Origin of the sequence: Pseudarthrobacter sp. P1 (assembly GCF_050156935.1) — a bacterium.
Taxonomy (GTDB): Bacteria; Actinomycetota; Actinomycetes; order Actinomycetales; family Micrococcaceae; genus Specibacter.
The window spans coordinates 1,621,903-1,635,171 of record NZ_CP189584.1; the positions used below are offsets into that span (position 1 = coordinate 1,621,903).

Sequence of the window (13,269 nt, forward strand, 5' to 3'; positions counted from 1 at the left end):
GGACACGAGCGTCCACTAGGTGGTCATGCCGGTTGAGCGTGCCGGGGCCAAAGGGGCCTCGGCACGCTCAATCGGCGCGGACGGCTGCTAGCCGCAGTAGGCGCCCGTGGAGGCGCTGTTGACCAGCTTGGCGTACTTGGCCAGCACACCGGTGGTGAACTTGGCCGGCAGCGGCTTCCAGCCCACCTTGCGGGCCTCGAGCTCGGCCTCGTCCACCAGCAGGTCGAAGCTGCGGCCGGCGATGTCCACGCGGATCTTGTCGCCATCCTGGACGAACGCGATCGGGCCGCCGTCGGCGGCTTCCGGAGCCACGTGGCCGATGCACAGGCCGGTGGTGCCGCCGGAGAAGCGGCCGTCCGTCAGCAGCAGGACATCCTTGCCCAGGCCGGCACCCTTGATGGCGCCGGTGATGGCGAGCATCTCGCGCATGCCCGGGCCACCCTTGGGGCCCTCGTAGCGGATGACGACGACGTCGCCGGCCTTGATCTGGCCGTTGTCCAGTGCCGCCAGCGCACCCTGCTCGCGGTCGAAGACGCGGGCGGTGCCCTCAAAGACATCGGCATCGAAGCCGGCGGACTTCACGACGGCGCCTTCCGGAGCCATCGTGCCGTGCAGGATGGTGATGCCGCCGGTCTTGTGGATCGGGTTGTCCATGGCGCGCAGGATCTTGCCGTCAAGGTCCGGCGGGTTGATCGAGGCGAGGTTCTCCGCCACGGTCTTGCCGGTGACGGTGAGGCAGTCCCCGTGCAGCAGGCCGGCGTCGAGCAGGGCCTTCATGATGACGGGCACGCCGCCGATCTTGTCCACATCGGTCATGACGTAGCGGCCGAACGGCTTCAGGTCACCCAGGTGCGGGATCTTGTCGCCGATGCGGTTGAAGTCCGCCAGCGTCAGGTCGACGTTGGCCTCGCGGGCAATGGCCAGCAGGTGCAGCACGGCATTGGTGGAACCACCGAAGGCCATGGTGACGGCGATGGCGTTCTCGAAGGCCTTCTTGGTCATGATGTCGCGGGCGGTGATGCCCAGGCGCAGCAGGTTGACCACTGCCTCGCCGGACTTGCGGGCAAAGTCGTCACGACGGCGGTCCGCGCTCGGCGGCGCGGCGGAGCCGGGCAGGGACATGCCCAGGGCCTCGCCGATGCAGGCCATGGTGTTGGCGGTGTACATGCCGCCGCAGGCACCCTCGCCGGGGCAGATGGCGCGCTCGATGCGGTCCAGGTCGCCACGGCTCATCTTGCCGGCCGCGCAGGCGCCGACGGCCTCGAAGGCGTCGATCAGGGTGACTTCCTTTTCGGAGCCATCCTCCAGCTTGACCCAGCCGGGCATGATCGAGCCGGCATACAGGAACACGCTGGCCAGGTCCAGGCGGGCGGCGGCCATCAGCATGCCGGGCAGCGACTTGTCGCAACCGGCCAGCAGCACGGACCCGTCAATGCGCTCGGCCATCATGACCGTCTCCACGGAGTCGGCGATGACCTCGCGGGAGACCAGCGAGAAGTGCATGCCCTCGTGGCCCATGGAAATGCCGTCGGAGACGGAGATGGTGCCGAACTGCATCGGGAAACCGCCACCGGCGTGGACGCCTTCCTTGGCGCCCTGGGCCAACCGGTTCAGGGACAGGTTGCAGGGGGTGATCTCGTTCCAGGAACTGGCCACACCAATCTGCGGCTTGGCGAAATCGTCGTCACCCATGCCGACGGCGCGGAACATGCCGCGCGCGGGGGCGGCATGAATGCCGTCGGTGACCGCACGGCTGCGCGGCTTGATATCTGGCTTGCCGTCGGCGGTGAATACCTTGGGCGTATTTGAATTTGTTTCCACACTCATGGGATGAGTCTATGACCGCCGCCGGAGGGCTAACCATCCTTGGGGCATCTTGGATCACTTTGCGGGCAGATTCACCGCCTATTACGCATGCGCGCGCCAGCATGGCGGCCCGGCCTGCCCGGCCCCCTCCCCCGGGACCTGGAACCACCGGCGCACCCGGCGCCACAGCCACTGGCCAGCCCATCGGCCCGTGGCTGTGAACTGCATCTCTCTTCGCTGCCGATCCGGCCCAAAAAGGCTCCGTGGAACCCCGGAACAGATTTTCCCGTGGGGCCGTCCAAGGGCCGGGATCCGCACGTTTCCGGGATTTTTGGGTCCGTGCACCTAGGCTGAAACCCCCTGTACACCTCCGGTTCGGGCCCCGATTTCACACGCGCCCCAAATCCATGTATAGTTTCATGTCGTTGCGGGGTACGGAACGGGGAAACAAACCGGGAAGTTGCCACAAAACATGCCAAGCACTCCTAGCTCAATTGGCAGAGCAATTGACTCTTAATCAATGGGTTCCGGGTTCAAGTCCCGGGGGGTGCACTGCAAAGAACCGCTCCACCACTGGCCGCAAAGCCGTGGTGTGGCGGTTTTCTTTTTGCCCTATTAATAGTGCGGAGCCCATAAAAAGCACGGGGGTGCGGGGAGACCCTTCCCCGCCAAACCGCGGATCCTGGCGCATCCCGCCGGCGCGGATGGGCAGGTGCACACGCAACCCAAAACATCGTGTATAGTTTTAGATGCGCCAAGCACTCCTAGCTCAATTGGCAGAGCAATTGACTCTTAATCAATGGGTTCCGGGTTCAAGTCCCGGGGGGTGCACAGAGGCAAAGACCCCCGATTCGCTCCGGCGAATCGGGGGTCTTTTTTCACGTTGCAAACATTAGGAGCTTTCATGTCCGCGCACCTGACCGCCGGCGGCACCGCCCCCGCCTTCACGCTGGCAGATTCCACCGGAGCGCTGCACAGCCTCTCCGACTATGCCGGCCGCAAGGTGGTGGTGTACTTCTACCCCGCAGCGTCCACGCCCGGTTGCACCAACCAGGCGTGCGATTTCCGCGACAGCCTGGCCGCACTCCAGGGCGCCGGCTACGAGGTGCTGGGCATCTCCCCCGACCCCGTGGCCAAGCTGGCCAAGTTCGCTGGCAAGGAAGAGCTGACCTTTCCGCTGCTCTCGGACGAGGACCACGCGGTGGCCGAGGCCTACGGCGCCTGGGGCGAGAAGAAGAACTACGGCAAGACCTACACCGGCCTGATCCGCTCCACCGTGGTGGTGGACGCCGACGGCACCGTGGCGGTGGCACAGTACAACGTGCGCGCCAAGGGCCACGTGGCCAAGCTCCGCCGGGACCTGAAGATCGACTCAGCGGTGTCCGCCGCAGCGTAGCACCGCGGGTAGAATGGATGACGGCCAGCACCTGCCGCAAGGCAGCGGTGCGGTCCGCGCGCGAGTGGTGAAATTGGCAGACACGCAGGATTTAGGTTCCTGTACCTTCGGGTGTGCGGGTTCAAGTCCCGTCTTGCGCACACATTGCCTGCCAACCCCATTGGGCTGCAGGCATGGGAAAGGCCCCTGGCAACAGGGGCCTTTCCCATGCCTGCAGGCCTTCGACGCACCTTCCGGAGCCCGCGCCAAGTGTCCGAAGCCACCGGCGGACCTCCAGCGTGCGTCCATGGGCGTGGCCTAGAATGGGCGGTTGGTGGATTGATCGTCCACCCCGGTTTCAAGGGAGTGGTGTCTGTAGTGCGTGGTGTGGCGGCTCGACGAGCGATTGCGGGACTGGCTGCGCTGGCGCTCATTGCCCCCTTGGCGGCCTGCACCTCCACCGCCGATCCGAGTCCGGCGGCCAGCACCAGCACCGCCACCGCCGCCCCGTCCGCCGTGTTCAACTTTGGCACGGGGGCCGAGCCGGCCGGGCTCGATCCGGCGCTGGTCAAGGACGCCGAGTCCTACCGTGTCACCCAGCAGGTCCTGGAGGGGCTGGTCACGGTGGATCCCACCACCGGCGATCCCGCCCCCAGCCTGGCCACCAGCTGGAGCGAAGGCAACGATGGCCTGTCCTACACCTTCGCCCTGCGGGACAAGGTGCTCTTCCAGGACGGCACGCCGCTGGACGCGGGCGCCGTCTGCACTAACTTCGAGCGCTGGTACACCCTGCCGCCGGCCACCCGCGGGGACTCCGGTGCCGTGACCTTCAAGCAGCTCTTTGGCGCGTTCTCCGAGGACCCCGAGCACTCGATCTACAAGAAGTGCACGGCGGTGGATCCGGCTCATGTGAAGATCGAGCTGGGGCTGCGGCTGACCGGTTTCCTGCAGGCGATGACGCAGCCGGCCTTTGCCATCTCCTCGCCCAAGGCCCTGGCCGCGCTGGACGCCAACAACCTCAAGGACCAGGTGGGCGGCCGCAAGGTCTCCGCCTATGGGCTGCACCCGGTGGGCACCGGGCCCTTCACCTTTGGTTCGTGGAAGGACGGCCGGATCACCCTGACCGCGAACCCCGGTTATTGGGGCGACAAAGGCCAGATTTCGGTGCTGAATTTCATCACCTACGACCAGCCCGAGAACCGCCTGCTGGCCCTGAAGGACGGCAGCATCGACGGCTTCGACCCGGTCACGCCGGGCAACTTCGACGAGCTGGTCAAGAACGGCACCCAGATCCTCCAGCGCGATCCCTTCTCCGTCATGTATTTGGGCATCAACCAGAGCATTCCGGTGCTGGCCGATGAAAAGGTCCGCCAGGCGATGGCCATGGCCATCGACAAGGACACCCTGATCCATGACTTCTTCATCGATGGCACCGGTGCCGCCGCGCAGTTCATCCCCCCGAAACTGAGCGGTTTCAACAAGTCCGTCACGAAGTACGCGTTCGACCCCGACAAGGCCAAGAAGCTGCTGGCCGAGTCCTCCTACAAGGGCGAGCCGCTGAAGTTCTACTACCCCACCAATGCCACGCGCGCCTATCTGCCGACGCCGGAAAAGGTGTACGCGGAGATCGCCCGCCAGCTCACCGCCGTCGGCTTCACCATTGTGCCGGTGCCCGTGGACTGGGCCGACGACTACGTGGGCAAGGCCGCCGGCAGCCCGGACCATGCGCTGGACCTGATGGGCGTGAACGGGCTCTACGCGGATCCCGACAACTTCGTCGGCACGCTTTTTGGCACCCCCAACACCGAGCTTGGCCTCAATGATCCCCAGCTGGTGTCCAAGATCATCCGCGCCCGCTCGCTGCCCAACGGCGCCGAGCGCACGGAGGCCTACCAGTCCATCAGCGAGCAGATCGCCAAGACCGTCCCGGCCATCCCGATCGCGTTCCCGATTTCCGCCGTCGCCCTCTCCTCCCGGGTGTCCAGCTACCCCGTCAGCCCGGTGCTGCACGAGGTTTTCAACAAAATCACGCTCACCGACCAGCGGTAGTTGACCCCCTGTGACGCAGGTCGCCTGATTTAGGCTTCCTCCCCGGGGCGCGATACGCTTCTTCCGCTAGGACAAGCCGCTACCGGAGATGGACTGTGACCTTCATTTCGAACACCCAAGACGCCGACGTCGTTCTCATCGGAGGCGGCATCATGAGCACTACGCTCGGTGCCATGCTCAAGCAGCTGGAGCCGACCTGGAAGATCGCACTCTTCGAGCGCCTCGACGAGGTGGGCCTGGAAAGCTCCAGCCCGTGGAACAACGCCGGCACCGGCCACGCCGCGCTCTGCGAGCTCAACTACTCCCCCGCGGCCAAGGATGGCTCCGTCGATCCGGCCAAGGCCATCAGCATCAACGAGCAGTACCACCTGTCCCGGCAGTTCTGGTCCCACCTGGTGACCAACTCGATGGTCGGTTCGCCCAAGAAGTTCATCCACACGGTCCCGCACATGAGCTTCGTCACAGGCGCCGCCCACACCGCGTTCCTGAAGACGCGCTTCGAGGCCCTCAAGCCCAACGCGCTCTTCTCCTCCATGGAGTACTCCGAAGACCACGACCAGATTGCCCGGTGGGCGCCGCTGGTCATGAAGGGCCGCGACAAGTCCCAGCAGGTGGCCGCCACCCGCGCCGCCGAGGGCACCGACGTCGACTTTGGCGCCCTGACCCGCGAGCTGGTGGACTACCTGGCCGCGAACGGCGCCGAGATCAACTACGGCACCGACGTCACCGATGTCCAGCGCGACGCCGACGGCCGCTGGGACGTCTCGCTCAAGCACCTCGCCTCCGGCGAGCACGGCAGGATCAAGGCCCGCTTTGTCTTCATTGGCGGCGGTGGCGGCGCCCTGCACCTGCTCCAGCGCTCGGGCATCCCGCAGGGCAACGGCTTTGGCGGCTTCCCGGTCTCGGGCCAGTTCTTCCGCTGCACCAACGAGGAGCTCGCGGCGCAGCACAGCGCCAAGGTCTACGGCCAGGCCTCCGTGGGCGCCCCGCCCATGTCCGTCCCGCACCTGGACACCCGCTACGTGGACGGCCAGCGCTCGCTGCTGTTCGGCCCGTACGGCGGCTTCTCCACCAAGTACCTCAAGACCGGCAGCTACCTGGACCTTCCCGGCTCCATCCGCCCCGGCAACATCATCCCCATGCTGGCCGTGGGCAAGGACAACCTGGGCCTGGTGAAGTACCTGGTCTCGGAGGTTCTGAAGACCCGCACCGCCAAGGTCGATGCCCTGCAGGAGTACTTCCCCGAGGCCGACGGCGGCGACTGGGAACTGATCACCGCCGGCCAGCGGGTGCAGATCATCAAGAAGGACACCAAGAAGGGCGGCGTCCTGCAGTTCGGCACCGAGGTCATCACGTCCTCGGACGGCTCCATCGGCGCCCTGCTGGGTGCCTCCCCGGGCGCCTCCACCGCCGTGCCGATCATGCTTGAACTGCTCCAGCGCTGCTTCCCGCGCAAGTTCAAGCTGGAATGGCAGGACTCGCTGCGCACCATGATGCCCACCTACGGCATCAAGCTCAACGACAATCCGGACCTTGCCGCGGAGACCCTGGCCAAGACGGCCGTGGCTCTGGGCCTGAATACCGACACCGTCTAAGGCCCACCGCAGTCCGCGCCGGCGGATAGCATGGCGGGACAGGCCAGCACCTTTGGGAGTGTACTTATGTTCCGCCTTGCCAAAATGTCCCTCGGAAACCGGGCGCTGATCGCACTCATCACCATCTTTGCGGTGGTGTTCGGCGTCATCACGCTCGGTTCCCTGAAACAGGAGCTCATCCCCTCGATCGAGTTCCCGCAGATCACCGTCGTCGCTGCCATGCCCGGCGCGTCCCCCGACGTGGTGGACAAGCAGGTCAGCGGGCCGCTCAATGCCGCCCTGGGCGCCGTCGAGGGGCTGGAATCAAGCACCGCCACCTCGCGCAGCGGGCTGTCCACGATCAATCTGGCCTTCGCCTACGGCACCAATCTGGACCGTGCCCGGAACCAGATCGACCGTGCCATCTCCAACGCGCGCTCCGCACTGCCGGATTCCGTCCAGCCGCAGGCCATCGCCGGCTCCATCGCCGATTTCCCGATCGTCTTTCTGGCCGTGTCCTCGGACAAGTCCCTGGGTGAGTTGAACTCGAACCTGCAACGCCTGGTGGTGCCCGCGCTGCTCAAGATCGAGGGCGTGCGCAGCGCCGATGTCACGGGCGCCAATGCGGCGCACATCGCGATCCTGCCCGATGCCGGCAAGCTGTCAGCGGCGGGCGTGGGCCCGGGCGCCATCGCCAGCGCCCTGTCCAGCAACGGCGCGCTGGTGCCGATCGGCTCGCTCAGCGGCGACGGCAGCACGCTCCCGGTCCAGGCCGGCAGCCCGGTGGATTCCCTCGACGCCGTCAAGGCGCTGCCGCTGGCCGGCTCCAAGTCCGCCGGCGGCGGACCGGCGACCATTGGCGACGTCGCCGATGTCAACATTGCCGATGACGCCACCACCTCCATCACGCGCACCAACGGGCTGCCCACGCTGGCGCTCTCGGTGACCAAGAAGCCCGAGGGCGACACCGTCGCCATCTCCCGCCAGGTCAAGGAGCAGCTGCCCGCCCTGGCCGCCGCGCTCGGGTCCAACGCGAAATTCACCACCGTGCTGGACCAGGCGCCGTTCATCGAGAAGTCCATCAAGGACCTCACCACCGAGGGCCTGCTGGGGCTGGGCTTCGCCGTCGTCGTGATCCTGCTCTTCCTGCTCTCCGTCCGCTCCACGCTGGTCACGGCCATCTCCATTCCGCTCTCGCTGCTGATCACCTTCATCGGGTTGTGGGCCACCGGCTATTCGCTGAACATCCTCACCCTGGGGGCGCTGACCATCGCCATCGGGCGGGTGGTGGACGATTCCATCGTGGTGATCGAGAACATCAAGCGGCACCTCAGCTACGGGGAGGACAAGCGCACGGCCATCCTCGCCGCCATCCGCGAGGTGGCCGGGGCCGTCACGGCCTCGACGCTGACCACCGTTGCGGTGTTCCTGCCGATCGCCTTCGTGGGCAGCCTGGCCGGCGAGCTCTTCCGGCCGTTCGCGCTGACAGTGACCATTGCCCTGCTGGCCTCCCTGGCCGTGGCGCTGACCATCGTGCCGGTGCTGGCGTACTGGTTCCTGAAGTCCCCGCAGCCGGGCAGCGGCGCCGCCGGCACCGTTGGCGGTCCCGGCGCCCTGGGCGGTTCCGGCGCCGGCAAGGCGCTGGCGGGCAAGGCGCTGCTGGACGCCGTCGAGGCCAAGGAACGTGCCTCCTGGCTGCAGCGCGGCTACCTGCCCGTCCTGGCCAAGACCCAGAGGCACCCCGTCATCACGCTGGTGGCGGGCGTCCTGATCCTGGTGGGGACCTTGGCCATGACGCCGCTGCTGCCCACCAACCTGCTGGGCAATTCCGGCGAGAATTCGCTCTCGATCAAGCAGTCCCTGCCCCCGGGCAGCAGCCTGGAGGCAACCTCGGCGGCGGCCAAGACGGTGGAGGACAAGCTGAAGGGGATCGAGGGCGTGAAGGACGTCCAGGTCACCATCGGCAACGCCTCCGGCGGCTTCTCCGCGCTGCGCTCGGCCGGTGCCTCGACGGCGTCGTTCCAGGTGGTCACGGACGAGAAGGCCAACCAGGGGGCACTGGCCGAGACGGTCCGCGCCGCGCTGAAGACCACCACCGGCGCCGGAACCATCACCATGGGCTCCGCCGGCGGCGGCTTCGGCACCTCCAACAGTGTCGACGTCACCATCAAGGCCTCCACGGGAGCGGACCTGCAGACCGCCGCCGATGCCGTAACCGCCGCCATGTCGGGCATCCCCGGCGCCGCCAGCGTCACCTCCAACCTCTCCGCGGCCCAGCCGGTGGTGCAGGTGTCGGTGGACCGGACCAAGGCCGCCGCCAAGGGTCTGACCGAGCAGCAGGTCACCGGCCTGCTGGCCGGGACCGTCTCCCCGCTGCCGGGCGGCACGGTGCGCATCGACACCACCGACTACCGGGTGCTCATTGGCACCGGGACGGCGTTCACCAGCGTCGAGGCCCTGCGCGCCGTCCAACTGCCCACGCCCGCCGGACCCATCGCCCTGGCCAGCGTGGCCGCCGTGCAGCAGGTGGACACCCCGCTGTCCGTCACCTCCGCCAATGGCCAGCGCACCGCCACCGTCTCCATCACACCCTCGGGCAGCAACCTGGGGGCGCTCAGCGCCGACGTCGCCAAGCGCTTGGCCGATGCCACGCTCCCGGCCGGCGCCACGGCCGCCGTCGGCGGAGCCAGCACGCAGCAGGCGGAATCCTTCGGCCAGCTGGGGCTGGCGATGCTGGCCGCCATAGCCATCGTCTACGTGATCATGGTGGCCACGTTCAAGTCGCTCATCCAGCCGCTGATCCTGCTGGTCTCCATCCCCTTCGCCGCCACCGGCGCCATCGCCCTGCTGCTGGTGACCCAGGTGCCGCTGGGGCTGCCGTCGCTGATCGGCATGCTGATGCTGGTGGGCATTGTGGTCACCAACGCCATCGTGCTGATCGACCTCATCAACCAGTACCGCAGACCCTCGGCGGACCGGCCGGCCATGAACGTCGCCGATGCCATCGAGCATGGTGCCCGGCAGCGTCTGCGGCCGATCCTGATGACGGCGCTGGCCACCATCTTCGCCCTGACGCCGATGGCGCTGGGCGCCACGGGCGGCGGCGGATTCATCTCCCAGCCGCTGGCCATTGTGGTGGTGGGCGGGCTGGTCTCCTCCACCGCCCTGACGCTGGTCCTGGTGCCGGTGCTCTACCGCCTGGTGGAGGGCCGCCGGGAGCGCAAGGCCCTGGTGAAATCGCTGCATGTGCTCCACCAGCCCGTCGCCACCGTGGTGCACAACAACGGCAAGACCCCCGCCATGGCCTCCGTGCTGGTGCCGGCCTCGCAGGACTGGACCACCGGGGCCATCCCGAAGGTCCGCGGCCGCCGCGCCGCCCCAAACGAGTAGCCCCGGCTAGCCTGGAGCAACTGGGTGGGCCCACGGTTGCGAGGGCCCCGCAGCGAGCCCGCGAGCTGTGGGAGCCCGGGAGCTGTGGGAGCAACTGGGGCGCACCAACTGTTGAAAATCCGCGGATTTCGTACAGTTAGTGCGCCCTAGTTGCATCCCGTCCAACCGGAGTCGCGCAGCGCCCTCCGGACCTTGGCGACGGCGGCGCGGGCATCATTGTCCATGTGGCGCTTGGAGATCCGCACCTGGGTCCAACCGCCGTGCAGGTAGTCCTCTTCGCGACTGATGTCCCGTTCGATCTGCAGCGGATCCGAGTGTCCACGGCCTTCGTATTCCACAGCCACTTTGAATTCGGGAAACGACAGATCGGGTTCACGTTCGACGGCGCCGGCCAGAGGGACGGCTATGTTCAGGTCCGGTTCCGGGAGGCCTGCCCGGACCAACGCCAACCGGAGCCTCGTCTCCGGCGCAGAGTCGGCACCGGCCCGGGCCTGGTCCAGGGCGAGCCTGGCTTTGCGGATCCCCGGCGTCCCTTGTGGCGGTCCAGAATCTGCTCAAGATCCGCCCTGACAGCGTAGGGCTCGGACCGGCCCTCGAATTGTGGGCGCGGCCGCCGCAGCAAATGGTCCGCAACAACCGTCAGCTCGTCGATGGCCATGCGCCGGGCGCAGTCAAGCCACGTCCGGACGCGGGTGGTGATCCAGAACCCATCGGTAAAGACCACCTCGCCATCGAAGAATGCGGTCTTGTGGCCGACCACTCCAACACGGCGCAGCGTGGTGTGCGGCGACTGCCGTGCGATGTGGATCCCGGGCTTGACCGACGGCGGGAGGAAACCGGGGAAGCCCCAGATCCGGAAGGCCGTCTCGTGGGACACGGCAGAATAGCCGGTGACCAGGCTGTAGGGGCGGGCCAGCAGCGCCAGCGAGGCATCGCCGTCGTCGTCCAGTGACCGGATGCCGCGGCTGAGCCGCAGGATCCGTCCGTGCCGCAGCTGGCCGTCCGTGAGCTTCAGTGCACGCGCTTGGGCGACAGTGAAGGGTCCTTCGCGCAGCTGGGGCGGCAATCGATCGGGATCGAACATGGCCCCATGATCGCAATTTCCCGGCAACGGCGCAGAAGTTGTCCACAGCTGGCCCGCTTGACTGCCGGAGAATGCAACTGAGGCGCGCCAACTGCACGGAATCCGCCGGTTTTGTGCAGTTGGCGCGCCCCAGATGCTCCCGCAGCTCGCACGCTCACTGTGGGGCCCTCGCATCCGTGGGCCCACCCACTTGCTCCCGCAGGTGCCGCGCCTCACACGCCCGCCCGGGAACATATTGCCGCCGGGCCCGGTTGAGCAGTATATTAGATGCAAACGCATATATCTCCGGGTGGTTTCTCCCGGGGGCTGAGGAGAGAAAAATGCAGTTCGGGATTTTCAGCGTCGGGGACATCACCATGGACCCCACCACCGGCCGGACCCCCACCGAGCACGAGCGCATCAAGGCGATCACCACCATCGCCAAGCATGCCGAGGACATTGGCATGGACGTCTTTGCCACGGGCGAGCACCACAACCCGCCGTTCTACCCCAGCTCCCCCACCACCATCCTGGGCTACATCGCCGCCCAGACGGAGAGGATCATCCTCTCCACCTCCACCACGCTGATCACCACCAACGATCCGGTGAAGATCGCCGAGGACTTTGCCACCCTGCAGCACCTGGCCGATGGCCGCGTGGACCTGGTCCTGGGCCGTGGCAACATGGGCGCCGTCTACCCCTGGTTCGGCAAGAACAACCAGAATTCGGTGGAACTGACGGTGGAGAACTACAACCTGCTCCGCCGCCTCTGGGACGAGGAAGTGGTCAACTGGGAGGGCAAGCACCGAACTCCGCTGCGCGGCTTCACCGCCACCCCCCGCCCGCTCGACGGCGTGGCCCCCTTTGTCTGGCACGGCGCCATCCGCACGCCCCAGGTGGCCGAGATCGCCGCGTACTACGGCGACGGCTTCTTCGCGAACAACATCTTCTGGCCCAAGGAGCACTACCAGCAGCTGATCAACCTCTACCGCGAGCGCTACGCCCACTACGGCCACGGCACGCCGGACCAGGCGATCGTGGGCCTGGGCGGCCAGTTCTTCATCCGGCCCAACTCCCAGGACGCCGTCAAGGAGTTCCGCCCCTACTTTGACAACGCACCGGTCTACGGGCACGGCCCGTCGCTGGAGGACTTCACCTCGCAGACCCCGCTGACCGTGGGCAGCCCGGCGGAGATGATCGAGAAGACACTCGCCTTTGCCGACTACTTTGGCGACTACCAGCGCCAGCTCTTCCTCGTGGACCACGCCGGTCTGCCGTTGAAGACGGTGCTCGAGCAGCTGGACCTCTTCGGCGCCGAGGTGCTGCCCACGCTGCGCGCCGAGTTTGCCGCCCGCCGCCCCGCCCACATCCCCGATGCCCCCACCTTTGCCAACCGCAAGGCTGCCTTGGCAGAGAAATTGGCAGCGAAGACTGCGGACACGGACGCCACGGCGGCCGTTGACGCATCGGCGGCCCTCTGATGGCCAGCGCTGCCACCCACCGCAGGCTGGCCACGGAGACCTGGGAGTCGCTCTTCCGCACCCAGGTGACCATCATGCGCCAGCTGAGCCAGGAACCGGCGTTCAAGAAGGTGGGCGCCGGCGAGTACGACATCCTGTACACCCTCACCCGCTGCCCCAGCGGCTGGCTGCGGCTGAACGAGTTCAACGACAAGGTCCTGATCTCCCAGCCCAGCATCTCGCGCATGGTGGAGCGGATGGAAAAGCGCGGGCTCATCCAGCGCAGAACCGCCGACGGCGACCGCCGGGGCGTGCTGATCGGCCTGACCGAGGCCGGCGCCGCCCTGCAAAAGGAAGTGGGCCGCGAGCACGTCAAGCACGTCGCCGAGCTGTTGGGCGCGGGGCTGGACGAGGACGAGATGCACACCCTGTTGGCGCTGACCACCAAGCTGCGCACCGCCGTCACCGGCAAGTAGCCCCCGCCGCGCCCGCCGGCACCGGCGGGCGCGGCGGCGTTCTATGCTGGACGGAGGCAGCCACACGGTCCGGGTC

At 67.2% G+C, this 13,269-nt stretch carries 9 protein-coding genes and 3 tRNA genes; 9 read left to right on the forward strand and 3 right to left on the reverse strand.

Features of this window, described 5'->3' with window-relative positions; translation table 11 throughout:
* Positions 1-87: 87 nt before the first annotated feature.
* Positions 88-1,827, reverse strand: a complete 1,740-nt coding sequence (gene ilvD, locus ACQCSX_RS07690) for a dihydroxy-acid dehydratase (RefSeq protein ID WP_427018419.1) — start codon at positions 1,825-1,827, stop codon at positions 88-90.
* Positions 1,828-2,285: 458 nt separating this feature from the next.
* Here ilvD and ACQCSX_RS07695 point away from each other — a divergent pair.
* The 7 genes from ACQCSX_RS07695 to ACQCSX_RS07725 all read left to right on the forward strand — a co-directional run bounded on the left by ACQCSX_RS07695 (position 2,286) and on the right by ACQCSX_RS07725 (position 10,194).
* A tRNA-Lys gene (locus tag ACQCSX_RS07695) sits at positions 2,286-2,358 on the forward strand.
* 206 nt (positions 2,359-2,564) lie between these two features.
* Positions 2,565-2,637 (forward strand) — tRNA-Lys (locus ACQCSX_RS07700).
* Between the two features lie 73 nt (positions 2,638-2,710).
* Positions 2,711-3,202 (forward strand): thioredoxin-dependent thiol peroxidase, encoded by a 492-nt coding sequence (gene bcp / locus ACQCSX_RS07705; protein WP_427018420.1) that lies wholly within the window; start codon positions 2,711-2,713, stop codon positions 3,200-3,202.
* Positions 3,203-3,260: 58 nt separating this feature from the next.
* A tRNA-Leu gene (locus tag ACQCSX_RS07710) sits at positions 3,261-3,342 on the forward strand.
* Positions 3,343-3,550: 208 nt separating this feature from the next.
* A complete protein-coding gene (locus ACQCSX_RS07715) occupies positions 3,551-5,230 on the forward strand; it encodes an ABC transporter substrate-binding protein (RefSeq protein WP_427018421.1) in 1,680 nt (559 codons plus the stop codon).
* Between the two features lie 95 nt (positions 5,231-5,325).
* Positions 5,326-6,825, forward strand: a complete 1,500-nt coding sequence (locus ACQCSX_RS07720) for a malate:quinone oxidoreductase (protein WP_427018422.1) — start codon at positions 5,326-5,328, stop codon at positions 6,823-6,825.
* A gap of 66 nt (positions 6,826-6,891) precedes the next feature.
* A complete protein-coding gene (locus ACQCSX_RS07725; RefSeq protein WP_427018423.1) occupies positions 6,892-10,194 on the forward strand; it encodes an efflux RND transporter permease subunit in 3,303 nt (1,100 codons plus the stop codon).
* Between the two features lie 146 nt (positions 10,195-10,340).
* On the opposite strand, the gene ACQCSX_RS07730 is transcribed toward ACQCSX_RS07725, so the two are convergent.
* Together ACQCSX_RS07730 and ACQCSX_RS07735 are read right to left on the reverse strand one after the other, a co-directional pair.
* Positions 10,341-10,538 (reverse strand): hypothetical protein, encoded by a 198-nt coding sequence (locus ACQCSX_RS07730; protein WP_427018424.1) that lies wholly within the window; start codon positions 10,536-10,538, stop codon positions 10,341-10,343.
* Between the two features lie 65 nt (positions 10,539-10,603).
* Positions 10,604-11,278 (reverse strand): hypothetical protein, encoded by a 675-nt coding sequence (locus ACQCSX_RS07735; RefSeq protein ID WP_427018425.1) that lies wholly within the window; start codon positions 11,276-11,278, stop codon positions 10,604-10,606.
* Positions 11,279-11,598: 320 nt separating this feature from the next.
* Here ACQCSX_RS07735 and ACQCSX_RS07740 point away from each other — a divergent pair, with 320 nt between their 5' ends.
* Positions 11,599-12,738: an LLM class flavin-dependent oxidoreductase gene (locus tag ACQCSX_RS07740; RefSeq protein ID WP_427018426.1), complete on the forward strand. Its 1,140-nt coding sequence runs from the start codon at positions 11,599-11,601 to the stop codon at positions 12,736-12,738.
* Positions 12,738-13,193: a MarR family winged helix-turn-helix transcriptional regulator gene (locus ACQCSX_RS07745; RefSeq protein ID WP_427018427.1), complete on the forward strand. Its 456-nt coding sequence runs from the start codon at positions 12,738-12,740 to the stop codon at positions 13,191-13,193. Before ACQCSX_RS07740 ends, ACQCSX_RS07745 begins: the two co-directional genes overlap by 1 nt.
* Positions 13,194-13,269: the final 76 nt, after the last annotated feature.